This window comes from Pseudomonas saudiphocaensis (assembly GCF_000756775.1).
GTDB classification, from domain to species: Bacteria; Pseudomonadota; Gammaproteobacteria; order Pseudomonadales; family Pseudomonadaceae; genus Stutzerimonas; species Stutzerimonas saudiphocaensis.
This window is the reverse complement of the sequence record NZ_CCSF01000001.1, coordinates 1,092,818-1,117,720: the sequence shown is the minus strand read 5'-3', so window position 1 is coordinate 1,117,720 and position 24,903 is coordinate 1,092,818. Positions and strand designations below refer to the sequence as shown.

At 61.2% G+C, this 24,903-nt stretch carries 26 protein-coding genes, 1 other RNA gene and 1 pseudogene; 18 read left to right on the top strand and 10 right to left on the bottom strand.

The window, feature by feature from the left end; translation table 11 throughout:
• Positions 1–8: 8 nt before the first annotated feature.
• Positions 9–929, bottom strand: a complete 921-nt coding sequence (locus BN1079_RS05300) for a DUF6685 family protein (RefSeq protein WP_037022863.1) — start codon at positions 927–929, stop codon at positions 9–11.
• Positions 930–1,098: 169 nt separating this feature from the next.
• On the opposite strand from BN1079_RS05300, the gene BN1079_RS17250 reads away from it, so the two are divergent.
• Together BN1079_RS17250 and BN1079_RS05295 are read left to right on the top strand one after the other, a co-directional pair.
• Positions 1,099–1,338: a DUF2835 domain-containing protein gene (locus tag BN1079_RS17250; RefSeq protein ID WP_074436823.1), complete on the top strand. Its 240-nt coding sequence runs from the start codon at positions 1,099–1,101 to the stop codon at positions 1,336–1,338.
• 74 nt (positions 1,339–1,412) lie between these two features.
• Positions 1,413–2,453 carry a quinone-dependent dihydroorotate dehydrogenase gene (locus tag BN1079_RS05295; RefSeq protein WP_037022862.1) on the top strand — a complete coding sequence of 347 codons (1,041 nt, stop codon included), beginning with the start codon at positions 1,413–1,415 and terminating at the stop codon, positions 2,451–2,453.
• A gap of 160 nt (positions 2,454–2,613) precedes the next feature.
• Here the strand turns inward: BN1079_RS05295 and rmf are convergent, their stop codons facing one another.
• Positions 2,614–2,829, bottom strand: a complete 216-nt coding sequence (rmf, locus tag BN1079_RS05290; RefSeq protein WP_037022861.1) for a ribosome modulation factor — start codon at positions 2,827–2,829, stop codon at positions 2,614–2,616.
• Between the two features lie 357 nt (positions 2,830–3,186).
• On the opposite strand from rmf, the gene rlmKL reads away from it, so the two are divergent.
• Both rlmKL and BN1079_RS05280 read left to right on the top strand, forming a co-directional pair.
• Positions 3,187–5,376 carry a bifunctional 23S rRNA (guanine(2069)-N(7))-methyltransferase RlmK/23S rRNA (guanine(2445)-N(2))-methyltransferase RlmL gene (rlmKL, locus tag BN1079_RS05285; RefSeq protein WP_037022860.1) on the top strand — a complete coding sequence of 730 codons (2,190 nt, stop codon included), beginning with the start codon at positions 3,187–3,189 and terminating at the stop codon, positions 5,374–5,376.
• 180 nt (positions 5,377–5,556) lie between these two features.
• Complete coding sequence (locus BN1079_RS05280; protein WP_037022858.1) at positions 5,557–6,486, top strand: ZIP family metal transporter; 930 nt, start codon at positions 5,557–5,559, stop codon at positions 6,484–6,486.
• A gap of 69 nt (positions 6,487–6,555) precedes the next feature.
• On the opposite strand, the gene BN1079_RS05275 is transcribed toward BN1079_RS05280, so the two are convergent.
• Positions 6,556–7,542, bottom strand: a complete 987-nt coding sequence (locus tag BN1079_RS05275; protein ID WP_037022857.1) for an NAD(P)/FAD-dependent oxidoreductase — start codon at positions 7,540–7,542, stop codon at positions 6,556–6,558.
• Between BN1079_RS05275 and BN1079_RS17695 the strand changes: the two genes are divergently transcribed.
• The 7 genes from BN1079_RS17695 (at position 7,541) to BN1079_RS05250 (ending at position 12,214) form a co-directional block, all read left to right on the top strand.
• Positions 7,541–7,699 (top strand): hypothetical protein, encoded by a 159-nt coding sequence (locus tag BN1079_RS17695; protein WP_171819286.1) that lies wholly within the window; start codon positions 7,541–7,543, stop codon positions 7,697–7,699. The two genes, BN1079_RS05275 and BN1079_RS17695, sit on opposite strands and share 2 nt — an antisense overlap.
• A gap of 235 nt (positions 7,700–7,934) precedes the next feature.
• An RNA gene (ffs, locus tag BN1079_RS17245) (signal recognition particle sRNA small type) lies at positions 7,935–8,031 on the top strand.
• Positions 8,032–8,212: 181 nt separating this feature from the next.
• Positions 8,213–9,364 (top strand): elongation factor P maturation arginine rhamnosyltransferase EarP, encoded by a 1,152-nt coding sequence (gene earP, locus BN1079_RS05270; RefSeq protein ID WP_037022856.1) that lies wholly within the window; start codon positions 8,213–8,215, stop codon positions 9,362–9,364.
• Between the two features lie 84 nt (positions 9,365–9,448).
• On the top strand, positions 9,449–10,015 hold the full coding sequence (efp, locus tag BN1079_RS05265; RefSeq protein ID WP_037022854.1) for an elongation factor P: 567 nt from the start codon (positions 9,449–9,451) through the stop codon (positions 10,013–10,015).
• 149 nt (positions 10,016–10,164) lie between these two features.
• Entirely contained in the window at positions 10,165–10,836 is a 672-nt protein-coding gene (locus BN1079_RS05260) for a DNA-3-methyladenine glycosylase I (protein WP_037026630.1), read from the top strand.
• Between the two features lie 117 nt (positions 10,837–10,953).
• Positions 10,954–11,610, top strand: a complete 657-nt coding sequence (locus tag BN1079_RS05255; protein ID WP_037022853.1) for a C40 family peptidase — start codon at positions 10,954–10,956, stop codon at positions 11,608–11,610.
• Positions 11,611–11,686: 76 nt separating this feature from the next.
• Positions 11,687–12,214: a C40 family peptidase gene (locus tag BN1079_RS05250; protein WP_037022852.1), complete on the top strand. Its 528-nt coding sequence runs from the start codon at positions 11,687–11,689 to the stop codon at positions 12,212–12,214.
• 15 nt (positions 12,215–12,229) lie between these two features.
• Here BN1079_RS05250 and BN1079_RS05245 read toward each other — a convergent pair whose 3' ends face one another.
• Positions 12,230–13,033, bottom strand: a complete 804-nt coding sequence (locus tag BN1079_RS05245; RefSeq protein WP_037022850.1) for a metallophosphoesterase family protein — start codon at positions 13,031–13,033, stop codon at positions 12,230–12,232.
• Between the two features lie 288 nt (positions 13,034–13,321).
• On the opposite strand from BN1079_RS05245, the gene bluB reads away from it, so the two are divergent.
• From bluB to BN1079_RS05230, 3 genes are all read left to right on the top strand, one after another.
• Positions 13,322–13,972 carry a 5,6-dimethylbenzimidazole synthase gene (gene bluB, locus BN1079_RS05240; protein WP_037022849.1) on the top strand — a complete coding sequence of 217 codons (651 nt, stop codon included), beginning with the start codon at positions 13,322–13,324 and terminating at the stop codon, positions 13,970–13,972.
• A 53-nt stretch (positions 13,973–14,025) separates the two neighbouring features.
• The gene (gene cobU / locus BN1079_RS05235; protein ID WP_037022848.1) at positions 14,026–14,547 is read left to right on the top strand and encodes a bifunctional adenosylcobinamide kinase/adenosylcobinamide-phosphate guanylyltransferase; all 522 of its coding nucleotides are present in this window, start codon (positions 14,026–14,028) and stop codon (positions 14,545–14,547) included.
• Between the two features lie 86 nt (positions 14,548–14,633).
• Entirely contained in the window at positions 14,634–15,179 is a 546-nt protein-coding gene (locus tag BN1079_RS05230; RefSeq protein WP_037022846.1) for a glutathione peroxidase, read from the top strand.
• Positions 15,180–15,210: 31 nt separating this feature from the next.
• On the opposite strand, the gene BN1079_RS05225 is transcribed toward BN1079_RS05230, so the two are convergent.
• Together BN1079_RS05225 and BN1079_RS05220 are read right to left on the bottom strand one after the other, a co-directional pair.
• Positions 15,211–16,530 carry an OmpP1/FadL family transporter gene (locus BN1079_RS05225; RefSeq protein WP_037022843.1) on the bottom strand — a complete coding sequence of 440 codons (1,320 nt, stop codon included), beginning with the start codon at positions 16,528–16,530 and terminating at the stop codon, positions 15,211–15,213.
• Positions 16,531–16,780: 250 nt separating this feature from the next.
• The gene (locus tag BN1079_RS05220) at positions 16,781–17,248 is read right to left on the bottom strand and encodes an RNA methyltransferase (protein WP_037022841.1); all 468 of its coding nucleotides are present in this window, start codon (positions 17,246–17,248) and stop codon (positions 16,781–16,783) included.
• Between the two features lie 268 nt (positions 17,249–17,516).
• Between BN1079_RS05220 and BN1079_RS05215 the strand changes: the two genes are divergently transcribed.
• Positions 17,517–17,963 carry an SRPBCC family protein gene (locus tag BN1079_RS05215; RefSeq protein ID WP_037022839.1) on the top strand — a complete coding sequence of 149 codons (447 nt, stop codon included), beginning with the start codon at positions 17,517–17,519 and terminating at the stop codon, positions 17,961–17,963.
• Between the two features lie 12 nt (positions 17,964–17,975).
• On the opposite strand, the gene BN1079_RS05210 is transcribed toward BN1079_RS05215, so the two are convergent.
• Positions 17,976–18,869, bottom strand: coding sequence for a LysR family transcriptional regulator (locus BN1079_RS05210; RefSeq protein WP_037026629.1), 894 nt, complete (start codon positions 18,867–18,869; stop codon positions 17,976–17,978).
• Between the two features lie 85 nt (positions 18,870–18,954).
• Between BN1079_RS05210 and BN1079_RS05205 the strand changes: the two are divergent.
• Together BN1079_RS05205 and BN1079_RS05200 are read left to right on the top strand one after the other, a co-directional pair.
• Positions 18,955–19,724, top strand: a pseudogene (locus BN1079_RS05205) (NAD(P)H-dependent oxidoreductase).
• Positions 19,725–19,872: 148 nt separating this feature from the next.
• Complete coding sequence (locus tag BN1079_RS05200) at positions 19,873–20,616, top strand: class I SAM-dependent DNA methyltransferase (RefSeq protein ID WP_037022836.1); 744 nt, start codon at positions 19,873–19,875, stop codon at positions 20,614–20,616.
• 55 nt (positions 20,617–20,671) lie between these two features.
• Here BN1079_RS05200 and BN1079_RS05195 read toward each other — a convergent pair whose 3' ends face one another.
• Together BN1079_RS05195 and BN1079_RS05190 are read right to left on the bottom strand one after the other, a co-directional pair.
• Positions 20,672–21,364: a GNAT family N-acetyltransferase gene (locus tag BN1079_RS05195; protein WP_037022835.1), complete on the bottom strand. Its 693-nt coding sequence runs from the start codon at positions 21,362–21,364 to the stop codon at positions 20,672–20,674.
• A gap of 170 nt (positions 21,365–21,534) precedes the next feature.
• Positions 21,535–22,260: an FMN-dependent NADH-azoreductase gene (locus tag BN1079_RS05190; RefSeq protein ID WP_037022833.1), complete on the bottom strand. Its 726-nt coding sequence runs from the start codon at positions 22,258–22,260 to the stop codon at positions 21,535–21,537.
• A 117-nt stretch (positions 22,261–22,377) separates the two neighbouring features.
• On the opposite strand from BN1079_RS05190, the gene gcvA reads away from it, so the two are divergent.
• The gene (gene gcvA, locus BN1079_RS05185; RefSeq protein WP_037022831.1) at positions 22,378–23,283 is read left to right on the top strand and encodes a transcriptional regulator GcvA; all 906 of its coding nucleotides are present in this window, start codon (positions 22,378–22,380) and stop codon (positions 23,281–23,283) included.
• Positions 23,284–23,444: 161 nt separating this feature from the next.
• Here gcvA and BN1079_RS05180 read toward each other — a convergent pair whose 3' ends face one another.
• Entirely contained in the window at positions 23,445–24,701 is a 1,257-nt protein-coding gene (locus BN1079_RS05180; RefSeq protein ID WP_037022830.1) for a ribonucleotide-diphosphate reductase subunit beta, read from the bottom strand.
• Positions 24,702–24,903: the final 202 nt, after the last annotated feature.

The following is a 24,903-nucleotide window of genomic DNA, read 5'->3' as shown; positions in this document are numbered from 1 at the left end:
TGGCCAACTCAAGCATCCAGGGTCTGATGGCCGAGGCGGAAGCGGGTGATCTGTGGCAGATCGCGCAGGTAACGGACCATGTCCGGTGCGCCGGCGAGCTTGAGTCCTTTGCCGAGGGCATCGGCGGTGCTTGCGCGCTTGTCCAGCAGGAGCAGTTCGGAGTTGTTGGCATCGTTCAACAGCCGCAGGCGCGCATAAGGCACCTTTGTATCGAGCAGCAGCCTCATGAAGTCACGATCGCTCCACGCCTGGGCGGGCATGGCGAGGGCGTGGTATTCGTCATCCAGGGCCTGCAAGCCGGCACTGTCGAGCCGGTAATCGGTGAGTTCGCAAGGCAGCAGGACTTCCAATCCTCTGAGTCGCGCATAGGCGATGGCACAGGCGAAAGCCTCGGCGTGATGTTCACCGGCCCAGTAAATTCGCTCCCCAAGCCAGCTGGCCTGGCGCACTTCTATAGGTGCCTGATGCTTGAAGCCGGGTAAGGCGGTGCCGAGGGTGCGCAAAAAATCCCTGTAGCTGATTACACGCAGCTGTCGGCAGGCCGGAGTCGCAGCGAAGGCTTCAAAGGTCGGGTAGATGTTGCCGTTTGCGCTTTGGCCACTGATGCCGTCGATCTGCCGCAGATCCAGGGACGGATAACTGCTGACTTCCTTGCGCACCAGGCGCGTCAGAGCGGCATGGGCCTTGGCCTTGTCTTCCTGAACGGGACCGGAAAGGGCACCGCGGGGCAAGTTTACGACCCTCTGCAGGCAGGGGCCGTCTTGCCAGAAGATGCTCGGAGCCGGTTCGGCCAGAGGGGCGAAGGGCAGGCGAATCTGGCTGGCATGCTCCAGGGTCTGACGCGGCGGTTTTCCGGTCAGCCCAAGGTTTTGGGCAAATCTCGCAAGTCGGGAAATCACTGACGGCATCGGCTCGGATTGGCTCATCATCACGGATGGGCTCGTTCTAATAAGAGGGGAGTGTGCCAGAGCCGGGAGAATTCTGTAATGGTTTTACCGCCTCTGCGATAGCAGGCGAGCGCTGCAGGCACTGTTGGCAAGCCTCTGTGAGCACCGTCGTGTGGCACTATTGTCGGCGTACTGATCATTGAGGTGCTCCATGCCAAGCCTCGTGCTGGATATCGCATTGCCTGCCGAGCGGCTGCTTGCGGTTTACCAAGGGCAAGCCAATCGGGTTCTCGTCAGAAGCAGAGATGGGACGCGTGTCAGCTTGCCGGCCCATCATTTGCGCCCGTTTACGACAACAGCAGGCGTTTTTGGTTCATTTGAGTTGGAATTCTCTGCCGAAGGCAAACTCATCCGTTTGCGTCGGCTCGATGGAGCGGCCCGTTTATCGTGACTTGTACACAGACGCTGGCGGCATCCTGCCTGCTATACTTTCGCGCCACACTTTCTCCCAGGATCTAGCTGCGTATGTACAACCTGGCTCGCCGGCTGCTGTTCAAATTAACTCCGGAAAACTCCCATGAGTTGTCGCTGGACCTTATCGGGGCGGGTGGTCGGCTTGGGCTGAACGCCATGCTCAACAAGGCCCCGGCGAGCCTGCCGGTACGTGTCATGGGGCTGGACTTTCCCAACCCGGTCGGCCTGGCAGCTGGCCTGGACAAAAATGGCGAGGCCATCTGCGGCCTTTCCCAGCTGGGTTTCGGCTTCGTCGAAGTGGGTACAGTGACGCCTCGGCCGCAGCCTGGAAACCCCAAGCCACGCATCTTCCGCCTGCCGGAGGCGGAGGCGATCATCAATCGCATGGGGTTCAACAACCATGGCGTTGATGCCTTGCTGGAGCGAGTCGATGCGGCGCGCTTCAAGGGCATTCTGGGCATCAATATCGGCAAGAACTTTGATACCCCTGTCGAGCGCGCCCAGGATGACTATCTGTTGTGCCTGGACAAGGTCTACCACCAGGCCAGTTACGTCACGGTGAACGTCAGCTCGCCGAACACACCCGGCCTGCGCAGCCTGCAGTTCGGTGACTCGCTCAAGCAGCTACTCGACGCCTTGCGTCTACGCCGTGAGGATCTGGAGGTATTGCATGGCAAGCGCGTGCCGCTGGCCATCAAGATCGCTCCCGACATGACCGACGAAGAAATCGTCCTGGTGGCCGATACGGTATTCCAGGCCGGCATGGACGCCATCATCGCGACCAACACCACTCTGGGCCGGGACGGCGTTGCCGGGCTGGCTCACGCTGACGAGGCCGGTGGGCTTTCCGGTGCTCCGGTGCGCGAGAAGAGCACCCATACCGTCAAGGTGCTGGCCGAGACCCTGGGTGGTCGCCTGCCGATCATCGCGGTTGGCGGGATCACTGAAGGCCGTCACGCGGCTGAGAAGATCGAGGCGGGAGCGAGCTTGGTACAGCTGTACACAGGCTTTATCTACAAGGGCCCGGCACTGATACGCGAATCCGTGGACGCCATAGCTGCGATACGTTCGCGCAAGGATGTGAATTTCTGATTGCCGTAACAGGCCGTTGAAACCGGGGCAAGGCCGGCAGGCCATGGAGAGAATTGCCGAGACAATGGTTTTTGCGGTGTAGTGGGGGCTCCTTTAGGAGCCCCTGGGCTTCAGCCCGCCGCCCGGGTGGGGCGTGCTTGTTGAAGTCGGTGTGATCGTGTCAGCCGACCGCGTTGAGTTCGTTCAGTCGATGAAGACCGGCGGTGCCGGTCAGACCATCCCAGTTGTCGCCGCGACCCTCCCGCCAGCCGTTAATCCAGGCTTGGCGCACTTCGGGATGGTAAAAGGGGCACAGATCGCGAGATTTGCCGTGTATGCCATGCTGATAACCGCGTAGAAATGCTCGTTCCATCGGATCACGCTTGAGTCTTCTCATTGGGTATTGCCCTCAGTGGTTGACTGGTGTTCCTGTTGACCTCATGGCGAGGTCGGGTGGCAGCCAGGCTGCCAGCGACCCCCGCTGCCGGCGTGGCGGGGTTCTTCCGGCAGCATTGCGCTGGCCGGACTGAGTCGAGTTCTAACCCAATGAGTCACAAGCTGGAATGATCATTTTGTCATAAGGAAGTAACCGAACCCTGTCCTGGCCCATAAGGCGCTTGGCGAGTGGATTACACGAGACCCAATTTCTGCGCGATACCTGCACCGCCGATAAAGGCGCAGGCCGATTACTCTTTTTGCTCAGGGCCGCAAGCAACCGAAGCGCCGCCCAGCCGAACACTTTTCTGGAAATGCCATGACCGACCGCCACGAACTTATCCTCACTTGCCCCAAGGGTCTCGAAGGCCTGCTGCTCGAAGAGGCCATCAACCTCGGGCTTGAAGAGGCACGCGAGCAGACCGCCGCCATTCGTGGTCAGGGCTCGCTGGAGGTGGCGTATCGGCTGTGCCTCTGGTCGCGACTCGCCAACCGCGTGCTGTTGGTACTCGACCGTTTCACCACGACAAACGCCGAAACGCTCTATGACGGCGTCTATCGGATTGATTGGGCCGAGCACTTGGAACCGGGCGGTACGCTGGCAGTGGAGTTTAGCGGCCATGGCTCTGGAATCGACAACACTCATTTCGGTGCGCTAAAGGTCAAGGACGCCATCGTCGACCGGCTCCGCACGCCTGCCGGGGAGCGACCCAGCGTCGACAAGCTCAACCCGGATCTGCGCGTGCACTTGCGCCTGGATCGCGGCCAGGCGGTGCTGTCGCTGGACATGTCCGGGCACAGCCTGCATCAGCGCGGTTACCGTCTGCAGCAGGGTGCGGCGCCGCTCAAGGAAAACCTTGCCGCCGCAGTACTGATTCGCGCCGGCTGGCCGCGTATCGCCGCCGAGGGCGGTGCGCTGACCGACCCCATGTGCGGTGTGGGCACCTTCCTGGTCGAAGGCGCCATGATGGCCGCCGATATCGCGCCGAACCTGCGTCGTGAACGCTGGGGCTTCAGTGCCTGGCTGGGGCACGTGCCGGCGCTGTGGAACCGTCTGCATGACGAGGCCCGCGCGCGCGCCGAAGCAGGCATGGCACGGCAGCCTCTGTGGATCCGTGGTTATGAAGCCGATCCGCGGCTGATTCAGCCGGCCAAGAACAATATCGAGCGTGCCGGCCTGTCGAGCTGGATCCGCGTTTATCAGGGCGATGTTGCGACCTTCGAGCCACGCCCGGATCAGAATCAGAAAGGCCTGGTGATATGTAACCCGCCTTACGGCGAGCGCCTGGGGGACGAGGCGAGTCTGGTCTATCTCTACCAGAACCTTGGTGAGCGCTTGCGCCAGGCCTGTCTCGGCTGGGAAGCGGCGGTGCTGACGTCAGCGCCCGACCTGGGTAAGCGCATGGGCATTCGCAGTCACAAGCAGTACGCCTTCTGGAACGGCGCCTTGCCCTGCAAGCTGTTGCTGATCAAGGTCGAGTTGGACCAGTTCGTCACCGGTCAGCGCTCGGCAGCGGCAGTGGAGAAGGCAGGCAAGCCTGATCGGCAGCCCGAGGCCGAGTTGGCACGTCTCAGCGAAGGCGGACAGATGTTCGCCAATCGTCTGCAGAAGAACCTGCGTCAGCTTGGCAAATGGGCGCGCCGGGAAGGCATTCAGTGTTACCGCCTGTATGACGCCGACATGCCTGAATATGCCCTGGCCATCGACCTGTACGGAGACTGGGTGCACGTACAGGAATACGCGCCACCTCGCTCCGTTGACCCGCAGAAGGCCCAGGAACGCCTGTTCGATGCGCTGGGGGCGATTCCCCAGGCGCTGGGCATCTCCCGCGACCGGGTAGTGGTCAAGCGCCGCGAGCGCCAGAGCGGCACGCGTCAGTATGAGCGTCAGGCCAGCCAGGGAGAGTTTCTCGAAGTGAGCGAGGGTGGCGTCAAGCTCCTGGTGAACCTCACCGATTATCTGGACACGGGGTTGTTCCTCGATCATCGGCCGTTGCGCCTGCGTATTCAGCGTGAAGCGGCTGGCAAGCGTTTTCTCAATCTCTTCTGCTATACCGCGACGGCCACCGTACATGCTGCCAAGGGCGGCGCGCGCAGCACGACCAGTGTCGATCTGTCGAAAACTTATCTGGACTGGGCACGGCGCAACCTGGCGCTCAACGGCCTGTCCGATCGGCAGCGCTTGGAGCAGGGGGACGTGATGGCTTGGCTGGAAGAAGACCGGGGCGAATATGATCTGATCTTCATCGACCCGCCGACCTTCTCCAACTCCAAGCGCATGGAGGGTGTATTCGATATCCAGCGTGATCACGTTGCCTTGCTGGATCTGGCCATGGCACGTCTGGCGGCGGGCGGCACCCTGTACTTCTCCAACAACTTCCGCAAGTTCGTGCTCGATCCGGGCCTGGCCGAACGCTATGCCGTAGAGGAAATCAGCAGCGCCACGCTCGATGAAGATTTCCGACGCAACAGCAAAATCCACCGTGCGTGGAAATTGCAGGCGCGTTAAGGAACTAGGGGCGTATTCAGGCTTGTTCCGGGCATTTGCGGCACAGGTTCCAGGGGGAATCCACACTGGCTGCAGAGCCATTTTGGCAAGCCTGGCCAAAACTCAGCGAGCCGGTTAGGGTCGTAGCGTTAGTCGGTTGTCGCAGCGATGAGCGACAGAACTCCGTTACAAGGGCCCAAGATGGCAAGTACTGACAATGCAGCAACATCGCTGCGTGCGGCATGGATTGCCCATGCGCAGGCGAACCCGTTGGTCGCGTGGGGGCTTCTCGGCACTCTTCTGATCGTCTTGTTCCTGTTGGGCGCAAGCGGATATAGCGCTTTCGAGAACAACGAACAGAGCAATATTCGTTATGCCCTGTTGGGCGGTACTGCAGGTTTTGCCACCACAGCGCTCGGTGCGCTGATGGCCATCGTGCTGCGCAATATCTCCGTACGTACCCAAGACAGCATGTTGGGTTTCGCTGCAGGGATGATGCTTGCGGCCAGTTCCTTTTCGCTGATTCTTCCGGGGCTGGAAGCGGCCCGCGAGCTGTGGGGCAGTGGGCCCGCTGCAGCGGCGACCGTGGTGGTGGGTCTGGGTTTTGGCGTATTGCTGATGCTGGGGCTGGATTATTTCACCCCGCACGAACATGAGAGTGCCGGTGCTTTTGGGCCTGAGCATCGGCGCATAAGCCGGGTCTGGCTGTTCGTCTTCGCGATCATCCTGCACAACATTCCAGAAGGTATGGCAATTGGCGTGGGCTTTGCCGAAGGCGATATGCATGTCGGCCTGCCGCTCGCTACGGCGATCGCCATTCAGGATATTCCCGAAGGGCTGGCCGTGGCGTTGGCGTTGCGCTCCATTGGAGTTTCCGCCTGGCGAGCGGTCTTGATAGCCGCCGCATCTGGTTTGATGGAGCCACTAGGCGCCTTGGTCGGCCTGGGGATTTCCAGCGGGCTCGCCATTGCTTATCCGGTGAGCTTGGGGCTGGCAGCGGGTGCAATGATCTTCGTGGTATCGCACGAGGTCATCCCGGAAACCCACCGTAATGGCCACCAGACTCCAGCTACCGTTGGGCTGATGGCAGGGTTTGCCGTGATGATGTTTCTGGATACGGCACTGGGCTAGGTGGAGGCGGAGCCTTTGCCTGAGATGATCAGGAATACTCAGCCTCCGCCAGTCAGCCGTTCTCTAATCTCAAAGATTTTCCAGCAGCCTCCGAGCGGCCTCCTGACCGCTCAACCAGGCACCTTCGACCCGCCCTGAAAGGCACCAGTCGCCACATGCATACAGACCCAGATGCGCATCGGCCAGCGCACCCCATTCGTGGGGTTGGCTAGGGCGGGCATAAAGCCAGCGATGGGCGAGAGTGAATTCCGGTGCAGGTACGGTGCAATCGATCAACTCGGCGAACGACCCTAGTAATTGCTCGATTACCTGCTCTTTGGGCAGGTCCAGATGCTGCTTGCTCCATGCGCTGGTAGCGTGCAGTACCCAGGTATCCAGGCGGTCATCGCGCCCTGGCTTGCTGTTGTGGCGAGCCAGCCAGTCGAGGGCGTCGTCCTGTACAAAGCATGCATCCAGCGACGTTTGCAGTGGCGTGGCAAAGCCCAGAGCAACTGCCCAGGTCGGTTCCATTGCAACGCTGGCAGCGACAGCAGCAAGTTTCGGCGCAGAGGCTAGCAGGGCGCTGGCCTGGGGCGCTGGAATGGCGATGATCACCTGACTGAAGGGGCCATGGCTGGTGCCGGTGGCGTCGACCAGCGTCCAGAATTCCTCGCCACGGAAGACTTCGGTAATACGGCAGGAAAAGGTGACTGGAATATCGCCCAGCAGGCCATTTGCGATCGCACTCATGCGTGGCACGCCGACCCAGCGTAGCTGCTCATCGGCGGAAGGCGACAGCTGCCCGCCACGCGCCTGATACAGATTGGGCGACCACTCGTCGACCCAGCCTTGCGCCTGCCATTGACGCACCGCTTCGGTAAAACGCCGGTCACGGCTGGTGAAGTACTGTGCCCCCAGGTCCAGATGACCTGCGTCGCTACGCTTGCTGGAAATACGTCCGCCAAGGCCGCGGCTCTTATCGAAAAGCTGTACTGGGTGCCCCGCGGCATGCAGGGTCTGTGCGGCACAAAGGCCTGCGATACCGGTCCCGACAATGGCGATTGGAGCTGTGCTCATGATTACCTCTTTCAGTGGCGCCGTGGCTCTAGGTTTCACGACAACTGCGCCGTTTGGTTCGACTCTGCTGGCCTTCTTGCAGCAGATTCCAGCAGCAGCAAAATGGCTGCTGCCCGATGACTGTTCCGTTCATCAACAGACTGCCGCTGCTGCCTAGCGGTTCGGAATGATTGGGCCTTGGATCGGATATTTTCAATAGCCTGATAGGCGGGCCAGGAGCCTTCGGTGCTTTTTGAACAACGCTGTTAGGGCATCGCGCTCCGCTCCGCCCCAGGGCTGCAAATGGCCATTGCTGCGATTGAGTGAATCAGACGATGAAGCAGTTGTAAGTTGGGAGCAAGCCGGTACAATGGCGCCGCTCGTCGCCAGACGGGCTTTGTTATGGTGGGCCCTGTCGGTCCCCTCGCAACGATCAGCCGTGAACCCGGTCAGGCCCGGAAGGGAGCAGCCGCAGCGGTGACATTGTGTGCCGGGGTGTGGCTGGCAGGGTTCACCTCCATAACGAAGCGACACATTCCTCCCCGTATATTCGGACCTGTTCCGATCCAGCCAGCGTGGCATCCAGTCAATCTCATCGTTTCGCGATCATCTGCAGTGGATGAAGCTGTATCCTTCGTGCTTTTCAGCCTGCAGGGCGTGAGTCGTCCTGTTTTCTGCAGGAGTAGTCGATTTGTCGGTCAAGGTGAGCTGGGACATTTTCTGCGTCGTGGTGGACAACTATGGCGATATCGGTGTGACCTGGCGCCTGGCGCGGCAGCTGGTGGCCGAGCATGGGCAGAGCGTACGCCTGTGGATCGATGACCTGGACACCTTCGCTCGTCTGCAGCCCGGCGCCAGTACCTCAGCCAGCCAGCAGTGGCATGAGGGCGTCGAGGTACGTCATTGGGTGCCCGAATGGCCTGGGGCCGAGCCGGCTGATGTTGTGATTGAAGCCTTTGCCTGCAACCTGCCGCAGGACTACATCACCGCCATGGCTCGCAGCCAGCGGCGGATCCTCTGGTTGAATCTCGAGTATCTGAGCGCCGAAGACTGGGTGGTCGGTTGTCATGCGCTGCCTTCGATGCGCTCCGACGGCCTGCAGAAGTATTTCTTCTTTCCCGGCTTCGAGGAAGGCACTGGTGGGCTGATCCGTGAGGGCGACCTGATCGCCAGGCGTGAAGCCTTCCAGAATGATTCGTTGCTTCGTGAAGCCTTCCTGCAGAGCTTCGATATCAGCGTGGCGCCCGACACCAAGCTGGTGTCGCTGTTCGCCTACGAGAATTCGGCCATTGCTGGCTGGCTCGAGGTCCTGTCTCTGCAAACGCAACCCACGCAGTTGCTGGTACCAGAAGGGCGAGTGCTGGGCGACGTGGCGCGCTGGCTTGGCGTCGAACACGTGCGCACCGGCGATCGCTATCAGCGCGGCGCATTGAGCATAGCGATCCTGCCCTTTATGACTCAGCACCAGTACGATCTGCTGCTTTGGAGCTGCGATTTCAACGCGGTTCGTGGTGAAGAGTCATTCATTCGTGCCCAGTGGGCCGGGCGACCACTGGTCTGGCACATCTACCCGCAGGAAGAGGATGCCCATTGGGACAAACTCAATGCGTTTCTTGAGCTCTATCTACGCGACCTGACCCCGGCTGCCTCTGCTGCCCTGCGGGGTTTCTGGAGCGCCTGGAACAGTGGCCAAGGCAGTGGCGAAGCCTGGGCGGCACTGCTGGCGCATGAAACCGAGCTGCTGGCTCATGCCGAGCACTGGACTCACAAACAGGTCGCCAACGGCGATTTGGCGGGTAAATTGGTTCTATTTCACCGGGATTGGTTGCCTGTTCCGGCGTAGTGCACAGCGCCTGGCTTGCGACAAAGTGGGGTCAGCCCCTATGATACGCGGCCTGATTTTTCTCTCATCCATTCGGACATTCGTATGAAAACCGCACAAGAGTTCCGTGCCGGCCAAGTGGCCATGATCAACGGCGAGCCCTGGGTTATCCAGAAAGCCGAATTCAACAAGTCCGGCCGCAACGCTGCCGTGGTCAAGATGAAGTTGAAGAACCTGCTCAACGGCCAGGCCACCGAGACCGTCTACAAGGCCGACGACAAGTTCGAGCCAGTGATCCTCGAGCGCAAGGAAGTGACCTACTCCTACTTCGCCGATCCGATGTACGTGTTCATGGACACCGAGTACAACCAGTACGAGATCGAGAAGGAAGACCTGGGCGACACCATTAACTACATCGAAGACGGCATGCAGGACGTCTGCGAAGCCGTGTTCTACAACGATCGCGTGATTTCCATCGAGCTGCCGACCACCATCGTGCGTCAGATCGCTTACACCGAGCCGTCCGCCCGTGGCGACACCAGCGGCAAGGTAATGAAGACTGCCAAGCTGAACAGTGGCTTCGAGCTTAAGGTTGCCGACTTCATCAGCATCGGTGAGCACATCGAGATCGACACCCGCACTGGCGAGTACAAATCCCGCGCCAAGGTCTGATGACCGCTGCGTTGACGTGGCTGGATTGGCCGAAGGCCTGATCCAGCACGTGGCTTGCAAGCAATGCCCGTATCCGGCGATACGGGCATTGTCGTTTTTGGCCCTCTCAACCCGCCCGTACCGCTCAAATATTTCGGATCGACATGACCATGCATGACTACAAATGGCTGCATGAATATTGCCTCAACCGCTTCGGCTCTGCGGCGGCCCTGGAGCGCTTGCTGCCGCAACCTCGCAGCGCCGATGAGTTGCGCGCAGTTTCCGATGATCGCTATCTGTCGCTGATCGCCCTGCGAATTTTTCGTGCCGGCCTCAAGCACAGCCTGGTGGATGCCAAGTGGCCGGCTTTCGAACGGGCGTTCTTTGGCTTCGATCCGGAAAAAGTGGTGCTGATGGGCGGCGAGCATATCGAGCGGATGATGCAGAACACCGATCTGATCCGGCACTTGGGCAAGCTCAAGAGCGTGCCGCGCAATGCCCAGTTCGTGCTGGATGTGGCGAAAGAGAAGGGCGGCTTCGGTCAACTGCTGGCGGACTGGCCGGAAGAGGACATCGTCGGACTCTGGCGCTATATCGCCCGGCATGGCAGCCAGCTGGGTGGTCTGTCTGCCCCGCGCTTTCTGCGTATGGCCGGCAAGGACACCTTTGTCCCCAGCAATGACGTCGTTGCCGCGCTCAAGGCGCAGAAGGTAATCGACAAAGTGCCCAGCAGTCAGCGGGATCAGGCGGCGGTGCAGGCGGTATTCAACCGCTGGCGAGAGGAGAGTGGGCGGCCTCTATGTCAGCTGTCAGCGATGCTGGCCTTCACCACCAATCACTAATCGGCGCCAGACGTTTTGCCACAGCCAATCCGTCACACTTTCAGCGATTGAATTTGCTCATCGGCTTCATAAAAGGCATAGTTGCGCCCACTTTTTTTCGATTGCCCCGTCCGCCTTATGCGCCAACGCCTCGTACCCTTGCTGCCTTTATCGCTCGCTTTGCTGCTGTCGGCTTGTGCCACTCAGCCGCAACAGCAGGAAAGCGCCCGGGTGACCGAGGAAATCCAGCTGAACTTCGAACAGCTGGTTGCTGGCATGAACGACGCGGCAGAAGAAGTGCAGGCGCAGTCGGACGAGCCCAGCGAGCAGCAACTGCGTGAACTGGCTGACGAACAGAGCTACGAATTGCCGCCGCTGGCCGACAGCATCCTCGAGCGCGGCTTCACCCTGGTCGGTACGCCGTACCGTTATGGCGGCAAGTCCATCAAGACCGGTTTCGATTGCAGCGGCTTTGTCGGTTACCTGTTCCGAAAGGAAGCCGGTATCGAGCTGCCGCGTTCGACTCGCGAAATGATCAGCCTCGACGCGCCGAAGATCAAACGCAGCGAGCTGGAACCTGGCGATCTGGTGTTCTTCAACAACCGCGGCCGTGGTCGCGTCAGCCACGCCGGCATCTACATCGGTGACGACCAGTTCATCCATTCCTCCAGTAGCCGCAGCGGCGGAGTGCGGGTGGACAGCCTGGATGATGCCTACTGGCGCGCCAGCTTTATGCAAGCCAAGCGAGTTCTTGCCCTGGCATCGGTTGCTAGCGACGCCACTTCTCGTAACTAATCGGGCGCTTTCTCGGGGTTGCATCCCCGAGCGCATGCCGGCAGAGTGATGGCTCTTTAGCTCGGACTGCTCTGCCATGCCCTTTCTGGCCCGATTCTCAATTCTTTTGCTGACAGGCTTGCTGTTGAGTGCCTGTGCCGGAAGGCAAAGTGTCGAGCCGGTGGTCGAGGCGCCTGTGGCGCATCCCGCTCCAGGAGCGGCCGAGGATGTGCTGTTTACCGCCCTGGGGCTGGTCGGAACGCCGTATCGCTACGGTGGCAACACGCCCGACGGCGGCTTCGATTGCAGCGGCTTGATCGGTTATGTCTACAGCGGCGCAGCCGGCATCGCCCTGCCACGTACCACCCGTGAAATGAGTGTCATGCGTGGCGCCAGCCCGGTCAGTCGAGACGCTCTGCAAGCGGGGGACCTGCTGTTCTTCGCCACCAGTGGTGGGCAGCGTGTCAGCCATGCAGCCATCTATGTAGGCCAGGGGCGTTTCGTCCACGCGCCTTCCACGGGCGGGACGGTGCGATTGGACAGCCTCTCCAACAGCTATTGGCAGAAGAGCTATCTCAACGCTCGCCGTGTGCTCAACGACGAGCAGCTCGCACTCAACCCCTGATAGCCAGCGGTAGCGCTACCAGTGCAGGTTGAAATGTGAGGCCGGCGCAAAGTGGTCTTCCAGCAGATCCCAGCGTTCAACACAGACCTTCTTTTCAGCTCCCGGCTGCACCTTCAACCGATTGAACGAGTTGGGCGAAGTACCGCGCACCCGTGATGACAATGCCGTGCCCGCCTGAACCATCCAGATCTCCCGGCTAAGTCCGCCGTACTGCTTGGAGAGCGGCAGCACGTAAGGCAGGTGGATATGCCCACCCATCACCAGGTCCAGTCCATCATCGGCCCAGCAGTTAAGAGCGGCTTCGGCACCGTGCTGCAGATTGCTCAGATCACTCTGTACCATCGCGCCGAACGGCTGATGCGCAACCAGAATGCGAACCTTGCCCGGCGCGCAACTTTTCAGCCGACGGCTCACCGCCTCGACCTGCGCGGCAGTAACGACGCCGTCCTTGTGGCGACGAGGGTGCGTTGTGTTCAGGCCGATGACCAGCATGTCATCGCTCTCGAAAGTCGGCTCCAAATCCTCTCCAAAATGGCGTCGGTAGTTGCGGTAGGGCGTAAACGCCCTGGCAAAGAGGTTGTACAGCGGAATGTCGTGATTGCCAGGAATAACCAGCGTCTGGGGAATGCCAAGTGCCTGAAGACGCTCGACGAATTCCTGTGCAGCCGCGAACTGTCCGGCCCTGGCTCGCTGCGTGATATCACCGGAGACGATCAGCAGATCGGCGCCATGGGCACGCACATGCTCTTCCAGGGCATACACCACGTGGGGCTGTTCGGTGCCGAAGTGGGTGTCGGATATCTGCACGATAGTCGTCATGAGCGGGCGTCTTTCCTCAGATGGCCGGATAGCGAATGAGCGGGACTCTGGCATTCGAAGCGCATGGAACGTCAGGGGTTCCGCTTTTCAGGCGCAAGATACCCATATTCCTTGCCGCTGCGCTAAGCAGAAGAGTCCGGCTCCGCATTAGAACCGTCCATGCATTGCTGACAATGCCGGCACTTATGGCACCATGCTCGGCTTGCAGTGCCGGGCATACGCCTGCTGGGCTTTTATTGATTTTTACCTGCCGTCCAAGCCGACGGCAGTTGTGGAGTTGTCACGAACATGAGCGAGCATGCATTCAGCCCGGAAGAGCGCGCCGGCATCTATCGGGCCATTGCCGAGCGCCGCGACATGCGCCATTTCAGCGGCGGAGAGGTTGCGCCCGAGTTGCTTGTGCGTTTGCTGGAAGCAGCGCACCAGGCACCCAGCGTCGGCCTGATGCAGCCTTGGCGATTTATCCGCATCACGCGTCCCGAATTGCGGACAGCCATCGCTGAACTGGTCGAGCAGGAGCGACAGCTAACCGCCGAAGCACTGGGCGAGCGCGGCAGCGAGTTTATGCAGCTGAAAGTAGAGGGCGTCCAGGATTGTGCCGAGCTGCTGGTGGTCGCGCTAATGGAAGGCCGCGAAGCCCATGTCTTTGGTCGGCGTACCCTGCCTGAGATGGACCTGGCGTCAGCGGCCTGTGCGATCCAGAACCTGTGGCTGGCGGCACGTGGCGAAGGGCTGGGGATGGGTTGGGTGTCGCTGTTCGATCCTCAGGCGTTGGCCGAACTGCTGCGGATGCCGGCCGGCGCGATGCCGGTAGCGGTTATCTGCCTTGGGCCGGTTGATGAATTCTATCCGGCGCCAATGCTCGCACTGGAAGGCTGGACCCAGCCGCGCCCGCTACAGGAACTGCTATTCAGTGACAGTTGGGGAAATGATGAGTGACTCCATTTTTCTCCTGTCTGCTGCACCGTCCTTGAAGGGCTTCGGAGAACACTGTGCTTGATTTGATCCTGGGCGGCGCTCGCTCCGGCAAAAGCCGCCTGGCCGAGCGTCTGGCGCTGGAAAGCGGCTTGCCTGTGACCTATATCGCTACAAGTCAGCCGCTGGACAAGGAGATGGCCGAGCGCATCAGCCATCACCGTGCGCGCAGGCCGGCCGAGTGGGCACTGGTGGAAGAGCCCCTTGCATTAGCAAATGTGCTGCGCGAAAACGCCCATCAGGATCGCTGCATTCTGGTCGATTGCCTGACGCTGTGGCTGACCAACCTGCTGATGCTGGACGATCCGCTACGGCTGGCCGAAGAACGCGAGGCCTTGCTTGATTGCCTGGCGACCCTGCCGGGGCGGGTAGTGTTGGTGAGCAACGAAACCGGACTGGGCGTCGTGCCGCTGGGGGAGCTCAGTCGGCGCTATGTGGATGAGGCCGGCTGGCTGCACCAGGCCCTGGCCGAGCGTTGCCAGCGCGTAACCTTTGTCATGGCAGGCTTGCCGATGGTGCTCAAGGGCGAGTCCATCTGAGAGGCGTTGCCACCCTGGCGCAGCGGGAGTAGCGTCACTGCAGATCAACTATTAGAGCCCGATACTTTGACGCCTGAGGAATTGCGATGAAACACCATTTGCTTGCTGCGCTGGTCTTGCTGCTGCTCTCCGGCCCGGTGCTGGCAGAGTCCTGCCCGGCGCTGTTGCAGCATGAGCTGCCCAAGCTTCGCTCAAAGGAAACCATTGATCTGTGCCAGGACTTTCAGGGCAAGGCGCTGGTGGTGGTCAATACCGCGAGCTTCTGTGGTTTCGCGCCCCAGTTCGAAGGGCTGGAAGCGCTGTATCAGCGTTACAAGGATGAAGGGCTGGTGGTGATTGGCGTGCCGTCCGATGACTTCTTTCAGGAGTCCGATGACGCTGCCGAAACGGCGGAGGTTTGCTACGTGAACTACGGCGTGACCTTCCCCATGGCGCAGACGCAACCGGTCAGGGGCAGCGATGCAATACCGCTGTTCAAGGAACTGGCCAAGCAGGCCGGAGGAGCGCCGCGCTGGAATTTCTATAAGTACGTAGTCGATCGCAACGGGCAGGTGGTCGATTACTTTTCCAGCAAGGTCAAACCGGATGATCCGAAGCTGATCGCGGCAGTAGAAAAGGCCTTGGCCCGATAAGGAACGCCCCGGTACAACCGGGGCGTTTTGCTTAGAAGCGGTAGCTCAAAGCTGCGCCGAAGCCGTGGGCGCTGTTTTCAAACGTTGCGTCATATTCGGCGTTGAGCGCGCCGTCTCGGTAAGACCGGCTTCTGCTGACATCGACTTCCTCCTCTTGCAGGTAGGTGTAGGCAAAGTCAACGGTGACGTCATCGGTCGGGTTCCATGCCAGGCCGAAGCTGATCGCTGTGCGGTCACCGGACGGGATGCGCGGTGAACGATGCACATTGTTGGTCGGGCTCTGATCGAACGCCAGGCCTGTCCTTAGCGTCCATTCACGGTTCAGCTTGTAGGCCGCGCCGATGGCGTAGGACCAAGTGTCATGCCAGTCCTGCTCTTCGATGATCGGAGCGAGGTTGCCTTGCAGGTCGGCGGGGATGCCATCGTTGTCGATAATGATGGCCTCGAAGCGGCTCCAGCGGGTCCACATGGCGCCGGCGTACAGCGTCCACTGATCATTGAGCTCATGAGTCACGGAGACGTCAATGGACTCGGGGGTATCGAGGTCAAGGGAGGCGTCATATTTGCCCGATGCACCGACTACATCGAAGCCGGCGCCGGACAGCTTGGTATCGCCCTTGAGCTTGTACGCGACCTTGGAGTGATAGGTCAGGCCTGCACGGGTTTGTGGCGAAAATTCGTAGAGGATGCCGGCGTTGAAGCCAAGAGCTGTATCGTCGCCTGTGACCTTGATCCGGCCATCGTTACTACCAAGGCTGGCCGCATTGGGCGATGCACTCTGCAATTCGCCTTCGATGCGGTTGATGGTTGGGCCGAAACCTACAGACAGCTTCTCGTTGAAGCGATAGCTGACAGTGGGCTGCACGGTAATGACGGACACTTCGCTGTAGTCGCCGAAATAACGGCCCTGATATCCGCTTTCATAATCCGTCGCCAGACCAAAGGGCACATAGATGCCAACACCGACTGCCCATTTCTCGTCAATGGGCTTGACGTAATAGCCCATCGGGATGGCGGTGAATGGGACCATGTCGCCGTCATTGCTTCCGCCGTACTGCAGGCTTGCACCGCCGAGGGCAGTTCCGGAAAAAGATGCTGAGTTGTTCTTGATATCCGTCTTCGCATGAATCGCCGCCACACCAAAACTGACTTCCTCACGCTTGAGGCGCGCCATACCGGCAGGGTTGCCGAACAGCGTGGTGGCGTCGTCGGCAGCAGAGGAGCGGCCGGCAAAAGAGGTGCCCATGCCGCTGATGCTCTGTTCGTTGAGGGCGAAACCTGCAGCCAGGGCCTGGGTGGAAAGGGCGCCTGCCGCAACTGCGATCACGGTCTTCAACCATGTTGTTTTCATTGTTGACTCCTGGGTAAAAAGCGCTCGGACCCTAACAAGCTTTTCTGATACCCAGCAAACGAAAGAGTGCAGTTTTTCGTAAATAACACGACGATTGGTAGGGATATGCCAGTGATAATCCAGAAAGCTGTCTGGGCGCTTTATGGAGGGGCCAGCCATGGTCTCCGGCTAAGGGCCGGTTAATTCACAAGCCGTGCCTGCCAGAAGAAAGGCAGTCTTATGCGGGTATTTCGGCTTTCCATCGTAGTGTTCAAAACAGCGGACCGGAGCGCGTGTTGTTGCCCTTCGCCAGGCGGTCGTAAAGCACCACATTAACCGTCGCCGCAAGGTTCATGCAGCCATCGGTAGGGATATAGACGACATCCTCGCACCAGTCACGGATCTCCTTGCTGAGCGAGCCATCTTCGGCACCGAAGATATACAGCGCCCGGTCCGGGTGGGTGTATTCGGGCAGGGCCCGCGCGCCCTCGACCAGCTCAACCGCCACCGGCACGCAGCCGAGCGGCAGAATTTTGCGCAGGTCGTCGATGTTGATCAGCGGAATGCCCTGATGGACCTTCTTGGTATCGGTGATGAAATCCTTGGCGCGGTCATAGCGGGTGCCGGTGTAGAACACCGAAGCGGCGCCGTAGCAGCCTGCTGCACGCATGATGGCGCCTACGTTGGCGGGGGATTTAGGGTTGCTCAGGCCGATGCAGGCGTATCGTTTTTTGCTCACAGGGAAGGGGACTCGCACGGGAAACGGCGATTATACGGGCAAGGTGGGTTCGCGGTTGGCCGAAATAGCCCGGCTTACGCTTTCTTCCGAGGGCTCGCTCGTCCCCTCTGGAATACCGCCTCTCTCGCGCCGGCGCCGAAGGGTTTCGCTACCAGATCGATATTTCCTGAGTTCGCAGGCATACCTGTCAGCCAGATGTCGAAAGCGGCGTTCTCCGCTCGACTACCCAGGGTCATTAACCAATGCCCCGACCGTAGAGGAGAACGCCATGCCCAGCACCATCCGCCTGCACCGCGTACTGCGCACCACGCCCGACCGCCTGTACCGCGCGTTTCTTGACGCCGACGCCATGGCCAAGTGGCTGCCGCCGCATGGCTTTACCTGCCGTGTGCATGAACTCGACGCGCATGTCGGTGGCCGCCACCGGATGTCCTTCACCAACTTCTCCACCGGCTCGAGCCACAGCTTTGGCGGCCAGTACCTGGAACTGGTGGAGAACCAGCGCATCCGTTACGACGACAGCTTCGATGACCCGGGCCTGCCCGGCGCCATGGAGGTCACGGTAGTGCTGACCGAGGTGTCCTGCGGCACCGAGTTGAACATCACCCAGCAGGGCGTCCCGGACGTGATCCCCGCCGAAGCCTGCTACCCCGGCTGGCAGGAATCGCTGACGCTCCTGGCCATGCTGGTCGAGACGGCGGTGCCGGATGAATGAGCCAGTGTCGGTTCACATGGCGTTGACGATCTGTTCACGCAGCCATTGATGGGCGGGGTCGCGGTGGCAGCGCTCGTGCCAAAGCATGGCCATCGCGTAGCCTGGTATTTCCAGCGGGGCGTCTACCACCTGCAGTGCAGCGCTGCCTTGCACCAGCCGCTCGGGCAGCATGGCAACCAGGTCAGTGCTTTCCAGCACCGAACGCAGAAACAGGAAGTGGGGCACTGACAGCACCACCCGGCGCTCCAGGCCATGCCGCGCGAGCGCCTGATCGGTGGCGCCCTGGAACCCGCCGCCGCCCGGCGAGACGATGACCTGGTCGAGCGCGCAGAACTGTTCGAGGGTTGGCCGCCGCTTGAGGCTCGGGTGCCCGGCGCGGCCTGCCAGCACATAGCGCTCATTGAACAGCGTGCGGCGGCGCAGGTTGGGCGGCGAGCCTTCAACCGTGTGCAAGGCCAGGTCGATATCGCCCTGTTCAGCTTGCCGGGCGATGCGCGAGGGCACCATCTCGACAACGGCGATGCGCGTGCCCGGGGCTGCCCTGCGCAGGCCAGCCAGTGTGGGTAGCAGGATGGCCGACTCGCCATAGTCCGACGCCGCGATGCGCCAGATATCAGTGGCGGCGCCCGGGTCGAAAGGGCTGGCAGGCGCGACGGCCTGCTCCAACGCCTCTAATGCCAGGCGCAGTGGCTCACGCAGCCCCTCGGCTCGCGCGGTAGGGCGCATACCCCGTGGGCCGGGCAATAGCAGCGGGTCACCGAATATTTCCCGCAGCTTGGCCAGATGCACGCTCACCGAGGGCTGCGAGAGATTCAGGCGTTCGGCGGCGCGGGTGACGTTATGCTCGGTCAGCAGCACGTCCAGCGTTACCAGCAAGTTCAGGTCCAGACGTCTGAGATTATTCATGCGCATACCTGGAATATTGGCTATTCATTTTCAATATAGCTGGGTGAAACCTCATCCTGAGCTCGTCACGCCACGGAGGTTTCCCATGAATGTCCTGATTGTCTATGCCCATCCCGAACCCCGCTCGCTGAACGGTGCACTCAAGGACTTCACCGTCCAACGACTGCAGGCCGCCGGTCACGCGGTGCAGGTGTCCGACCTGTATGCCATGGCCTGGAAGGCGCCCATCGATGCCAGCGACAGCCTGGATCACGATCCTGCAACACGCCTGGATGTCTCCGAGGCGTCCAGGCGCGCCTTCGCCAGTGGCTCGCAGCGCCCCGACATTGCCGCCGAGCAGGAGAAGCTGCGCTGGGCGGACGGAGTGATCCTGCAGTTCCCGCTCTGGTGGTTTTCCATGCCGGCGATCCTCAAAGGCTGGGTCGATCGGGTCTACGCCTATGGTTTCGCCTACGGCGTCGGCGAGCACTCGGATGCGCGCTGGGGCGACCGCTACGGTGAGGGTTCGATGGTGGGTAAACGGGCCATGCTGGTGGTGACCACTACGGCCCGCGCGGCATCAACGGCCCGATGGATGATCTGCTGTTTCCCATCCACCACGGCATCCTGCATTACCCCGGTTTCGATGTGCTGCCGCCGTTCGTGGTGCACCGCACGAGCCGTATCGACGAGGTCCGTTTCGCTGGGCTCTGCGAAGCCCTCGGTGAGCGCCTCGACAACCTGTGGCGCACCGAGCCCATCGCCTATCGCAAGCAGAACGCCGGCGACTACGAGATACCGGCCCTTACCCTCAAGGCCGATGTGGCGCCGGGGCAGAAGGGATTCGCCGCACACGTGCTGCAACCGCAGGCGTAGGTCAACGCCGAGGAGTGGCGGTCGAGGACGGATGGCGGCGGTAGGCTCGCCGGTGGCGACTTCACTTTTCGTTGGGCGCGACGCCGGGCTTTGCGGGCTATATGATGCGCGCCCGCCAACGGCCCTACGTAAAAAGAGTCAGGTCGCCATGTCCGTCAATGCCCTCTATACCGACCTGTCCGGTTATTACGACCTGATGTGCGCCGATATCGACTACCAGGCGCAGAGCCGTTGTGTTCATCGGCTGCAGCAGATCTTTGGCAACGGCGGTGTCAGGCACCTCGACCTGGCCTGCGGGACGGGGCCGCACGTCCGTCATTTCATCGACTTCGGCTACCAGAGCGGCGGGCTCGACATCAATCAGCCCATGCTGAACCGGGCCGCCATCCGCTGCCCCGAAGCGCATTTTTCGCTGCAGGACATGTGTACGTTCAGCTTGAGCGAGCCGGTGGATCTGATTACCTGCTTTCTCTACTCCATCCACTACAGCGCCGGCATCGATCGGCTGAAAGCCTGTATCGCCAGCGTGCATGGCGCACTCGCGGCCGGAGGCCTGTTCTGCTTCAACGCGGTGGACAAGGACAAGATCGACAACGCGCTGTCCGTCTCCCATGCCGCCGAGCATGAAGGCAGCCGCTTCACCTTCCGCTCCGGCTGGCATTACTGCGGGGTTGGCGAAAAGCAGTCGCTGAGGCTCAGTATCGAAAAGGCCTGCGCCGCTCAAACCCAGGTGTGGCACGACGAGCACCCGATGGTGGCGGTGAGTTTTGGCGAACTGATCGGTGTGCTGGCCCCGTACTTCGAGGTCCAGGTGCTCGAACACGACTACGGCAAGGTCGTGGCGTGGAACGAAACGTCCGGGAACGCGATATTTGCCTGCGTGAAGCGATGAAACCTGCCGGCGCTTCCAGAAGTGAAGCGCGGGCCGTAACGCTTTGATAGCCCGATCAATGCAGGCGCTTGGCTGAAGCCGTCTCGACCAGGTGAAGTGCCTGTTGCGCCAGTTGGTCGAGCAGGCGGTCGCGCTCTTTTTCCGCGTCGCTCATGGCCTGCGCGCCGTGTTGCTTCACCAGATAGCTATGTATCTGCCGCACTTCCTGGGACTGGAAGATCGGCTGCAGATCCTGCACGGCCACCAGCCCGTCGGATGCCTGATGGCGCGTATTCATCACCATTTGCGGGCCCCGAGCAGTCAGCGGCAGAAAGCCCAGGGTCTCGAAGTAGGGCGCCTTGCCGGCCACGCAGGCGACCTCGGCGTGGGGATAACGCGTCACCATCGCTTCGACCATGGCGCGGCCGATGCCCTGTCGGCGATGGTCTGCCTGCACTGCCAGATACAGCAGCGAGCAGGCCTCGGCGTCATCCACATAGGGCAGGTAGAGCGCAAACCCCAGCAGCTGCGCCGGGTCCTCGGCGTCCAGCGCCATGATCAGCTCGGGCTTTCCGGGCTGAGCGCCGTCCATGCTGTCCAGATAGCGGTGCACCTCGAACCCCACCACGTATTGATACAGCTGATACAGCGGGTTGCTGGGCGGGAGCGAAACCGGGCTGATATCGCTGAGGTAGTCCACCACCATCTGCAGCACCTGGCTTTTCAGCGATTCCGGCGGCGGGGTGTCCAGGTGGGTGAGGGTGAACATGGCGGGCTCCGGTGGCGTGTTGAGGACGGGCATTGTACTGGGCAACGCTGTCCGAGCCAGACGGCAGTAGGGTGGAAAACGGCGAAGCCTTTTCCACGCGCTTATCAAATACCTCTTGTTATCACCAAAGGACGCTCTCCAGCCGGAATGCATTCCCTGGCATCAGTCGACTAAACCGTCTCAGCCTGCGTTTCAGGAATCGCTTTGGCGGCGGCACCCGGTATTTTGGACTGAAGCTCCGCGACCAGGGCATCGACCTGTTGCAGCGCCTGGGCCACCGAGGCGGCCAACACCTCGCCGCCGGTTTCCTGGCCCTCGATGGCGATCTGATGAATGCGGGTGATGCCGATGAAGTTCAGCGCGGTCACCAGGTTCGGCTCCAGGTGGTTCATGTGCGCCATCTCCCCGCCAGGACCGAAGCCGATCCCGCCTCGCGCGGTGAGGATTACTGCGTGCCGTGGCCGGTCCCCCAACAACGGCAGGTATGGGTCGTTGGGCAGCAGCGTTTCATCGATACCCACCGTGCGGTTCAGGCGTACCACCTGATCCACCCAGGCCTTGAGCTGCGCCGGCATGCCGAAGTTGTAGAGCGGAGTGCCGATGACCAGCACATCGGCGGCGAGCAGTTCATCCACCAGCAGGTCGCTTTCGGCCAGCGCGTCATGCATCCAGGGTTCACGGCGTTCCTCCGGCGTAAAGGCCGAGGCGATCCAGTCGTGGGTGACGTAGGAGGGCGGATTCTGGCCGATATCCCCATAGGTCAGGCTGTCCTGCGGGCGGCGGGCCAGCCACTGGCTGACGAAGCGATGGCTGAGATTACGGCTGTGAGAGCCGTGGGCGTCCTGGCCAGCAAGGCCGGGACGGGCGCTGGCGTCGAGCTGCAGAAGGTGAGTCATGGTGGGTCTCCTCTGTAAACGAATTCATCTGTCATTAGCGGCAGACCCAGGCTAGGGCTAGGCTTTATGTGCGACAAACGATGAAAATTTCCGGTTACGGATGAGGAAAATTCAGCCATGGCAAACCGGCGCCTACCCTCGCTTTCCGCCTTGCGCGCCTTCGAAGCGGCTGCCCGCCACGAGAGCGCCAAGCAGGCCGCGGAAGAGCTGTCCGTCACCGCCACGGCCATCAGCCACCAGATTCGCTTGCTGGAGGAATCCCTCGGCGTGGCGCTGTTTCTGCGCAAGCCGCGCAAGCTGGAACTGACCGACCAGGGCCGCGAGCTGCAGCAGACGCTGGAAACCGCGTTCGACAGCATCGGCGCAACGGTCGAGCGCCTGCGCTCTGGGCCCTGCCGCCAGGCGATCACGCTCAGCACCACCCCGGCGATAGCGGTGCGCTGGCTGGTGCCCTGGGTGTGCATGCTGCGCGACACCCACCCCGACATCGACCTGCGCTTTCACACCTCCCACGAGCCGGTGGCGCTGGATGGCGTCACGGCCGATGTCGCCATCCGCTACGGCGACGGCCGTTGGCCGGGGCTGGTGGCCGAGAAGCTGTTCGACAACACCTTCGTCCCGACCTGCAGCCCGGAGCTGGGCCTGCACGACGCGGCGGATTTGCCCCGGCATTCACTTATCCACTTCCGCGCCCAAGGCGCGGTCTCCGCGCCGATTCATTGGGCGGCCTGGCAGAAGCTGGCCCAGGTGCCGGGGCTGGACGTCAACGCAGGGCTGGTCTTCTCCGACGAGACCCACGCGATTTCAGCCGCCATCGGCGCGCAGGGCGTGGCCTTGATGAGTCGGCAACTGATCGAGGATGAGTTGCGGGAGGGGCGGTTGGTGCAGCCATTCGGGCCGGTGATGGAGGGCAAGCCGTTTCATCTGGTTTATCCAGAGGGGCGGCGGGATGATCCGACGATTAAGGCGGTGCGGGATTGGGTGATGGGGGTGCCGGGTGGGTTGTGCGAGGTGAAGGGCTGAGGCGCTACCATAGACAGGCTTCGGGCAGGGGTTCCAGCCATGAGGGCGAAACTGACGGCGCTGATCTTCAGGTTCGCTCGCCCCTCTACCTTCCGTTGGCGCGGACGGTAGAGGGGCTTTTTCTTCTTAGGTACGGTTCTGTACCTGCTGTGCTTTAAGCATCAATCCCAGCTCAAAGCCCCACCAGTCTGATACTCAATCACTCGCGTCTCAAAGAAGTTCTTCTCTTTCTTCAGATCCATGATTTCACTCATCCACGGGAACGGGTTGGTGGTGCCCGGGTACTCTTCCTTCAATCCAATCTGCGTCAACCGGCGGTTGGCGATGAATTTGAGGTAGTCCTCCATCATCGCCGCGTTCATGCCCAGTACGCCGCGGGGCATGGTGTCGCGGGCGTATTCGATTTCCAGTTGGGTGCCCTGGAGAATCATCTGGGTCGCTTCGTCCTTCATCTGGGCGTCCCACAGGTGCGGGTTTTCGATCTTGATCTGGTTGATCACGTCGATGCCGAAGTTCAGGTGCATGGACTCGTCGCGCAGGATGTACTGGAACTGCTCGGCGGTGCCGGTCATCTTGTTGCGGCGGCCCATGGAGAGGATCTGGGTGAAGCCGCAGTAGAAGAAGATGCCTTCCAGTACGCAGTAGTAGGCGATGAGGTTGCGCAGGAATTCCTTGTCGGTCTCGACGGTGCCGGTCTGGAAGGTCGGGTCGGAGATCGAGCGGGTGTACTTGAGGCCCCAGGAGGCCTTCTTCGCGACGCTCGGGATCTCGTGGTACATGTTGAAGATCTCGCCTTCATCCATGCCCAGCGATTCGATGCAGTACTGGTAGGCGTGGGTGTGGATCGCCTCTTCGAAGGCCTGGCGCAGGATGTACTGGCGGCACTCGGGGTTGGTGATCAGGCGGTACACGGCCAGCACCAGGTTGTTGGCCACCAGGCTGTCGGCGGTGGAGAAGAAGCCGAGGTTGCGCTTGACGATGCGGCGCTCGTCCTCGGAGAGGCCGTCCACGCTCTTCCACAGGGCGATGTCGGCGGTCATGTTGACCTCTTGCGGCATCCAGTGGTTGGCGCAGCCATCCAGATACTTCTGCCAGGCCCAGTCGTACTTGAAGGGGACGAGCTGGTTGAGGTCGGCGCGGGCGTTGATCATCTGCTTGTCGCCGACCTGAACGCGGGCGGATTCGCCTTCCAGCTCAGCAAGGCCTTCGCGGATGTCGAGCTCGTTGAGCGCCTGCTTGGCGCGGGCAACGGCGGAGGAATCGTCAGCGGCAACGGCGCGGGCTTCTTCGACGGAGCCGGCGGCCTGGTTGTCCAGTTTTGTGGCGGTCTGTGGCGCAGGTTGCGCAACAGCGGCCGGCGTGGCGGCGCTTGGCGCGGTGGTGGTTTCTTCTTCGTCGAATTCGTCCCAGCTCAGCATGGCGGTTTCTCCTGATTGGGGACCGGCGCGGCCGGTCGGAAGTATTTGGTGGCTTTTGGTTTGCACGCAAAAGCGGATGTTTTGTTGGGGCAGGGCTGTGGTGTCCTGCGTCCCGGTGTTCTTTAACAGGTCGGGGTTGGGCCGGCCTTGGTGTTGTCTGGTGGTGCTGCCCCTCACCCTAGCCCTCTCCCCGGAGGGGTGA